The 1,516-nt window shown below is 63.3% G+C and carries 1 protein-coding gene; it reads right to left on the bottom strand.

The genetic code is table 11. The annotated features are described in order from the left end of the window. The coding region (locus AC1D1X_RS23070; RefSeq protein WP_477699308.1) for an NAD+ synthase at positions 1 to 1,516 on the bottom strand (1,516 nt) is incomplete at both ends.

Raw genomic sequence — 1,516 nt, 5'->3', positions numbered from 1 at the left:
CTGTGGGTGACCCTGATACCCACGGGCGCCTGGCGGCGTTTGTACTCGTTGATGCGGATCAGCTGGGCCACGCGCACGACCAGCGCGCGGTCAAACCCGGCAGCGGCGATGGCATCCACGCCCTGGTCGTTCTCCATGTAGCGCTCCAGGATGGCATCCAGCACCTCGTAGGGCGGCAGGCTGTCCTGGTCGGTCTGGTCGGGCCGCAACTCGGCGCTGGGCGGCCGCGTGATGATGCGCTCGGGAATCGGGTTGCTGCCCGTGCCGTACGGGTCGTTTTCGTTGCGCCAGCGCGCCAGGCGAAACACCGTGGTCTTCAGCAGGTCCTTGATGACCGCAAAGCCGCCGGCCATGTCGCCGTAGAGCGTGCAATAGCCGGTAGCCATTTCACTCTTGTTGCCGGTGGTCAGCACGATGGAGCCGAACTTGTTCGACAGCGCCATCAAAAACACGCCGCGGATACGCGCCTGGATGTTTTCCTCGGTCGTATCTTCCTTCAGGCCCTTGAACTCACCGGCCAGCGAAGCCTTGAAGGCCTCGAACTCCGGCACGATGGAAATCTCGTCGTAACGCACCTTCACGCGCTCGGCCATCTCGCGCGCATCGATCCAGGAGATGTCTGCCGTATAGGGCGAAGGCATCATCACCGCGCGCACCTTGTCGGCGCCCAGCGCATCCACCGCGATCGCCAATACCAGTGCCGAATCAATGCCGCCCGAAAGCCCCAGAATGGCACCCGGAAAGCCGTTTTTACCGAGGTAGTCGCGCACGCCCAGCACCAGCGCGTCCCACAGGTCCGCCTCATGGCTGCGTTCAGGCACCGTACTTGCTATTAATTTAATAGCTGCTTGCGCTCGTCCTGCCTGAATTACAAACAGATTTTCCTTGAAGCTTTCAGCCCTTCCGGCCAGCGCGCCATCGGCCTGCAAGGCAAAAGACGCGCCCTCAAATACGATTTCGTCCTGCCCACCCACCAGGTGCGCATAAATCAGCGGCAACCCGGTAGCCTGGGCCCGGACCTGCATCATCTGCTCGCGTTCGCCGCCTTTGCCGACATGAAACGGCGACGCGTTGATGACCGCCAGCAGTTCGGCCCCCGCTTCCCTGGCCAGGCGTGCCGGCTCTTCAAACCAGGCGTCTTCGCAGATCAGCAGCCCGACGCTGACGGCGTCATCGCCCTCCCCGGCCTGGAACACGCAAGTGCCCTGCCCCGGCGTGAAATAGCGGCGTTCGTCAAACACCTGGTAATTCGGCAGTTCGCGCTTGGCATAGGTGTCGACGACGCGGCCCTCGCGCAGCACCCTGGCCGCGTTGTGGCGCTGCTGCACTTCCACGCTTTTGGTGCGCAGCCCCTTGCCGTTGTCGCCGTGGGTGGGCGTGCCCACCACCACTGTCAGGCCTTTTAACCCGGCCAGCTCGCGGGCCACCAGATTCACGGCATCATCACAGGCCTGGATGAACGATGGGCGCAAGAACAGGTCTTCTGCCGCATAGCCGCAAATGGCCAGCTCAGGCG

It is taken from the genome of Polaromonas sp. P1_G4, assembly GCF_056405475.1.
Note: the sequence above shows the minus strand (reverse complement) of the source record. Positions and strands in the feature narration are given on the sequence as shown.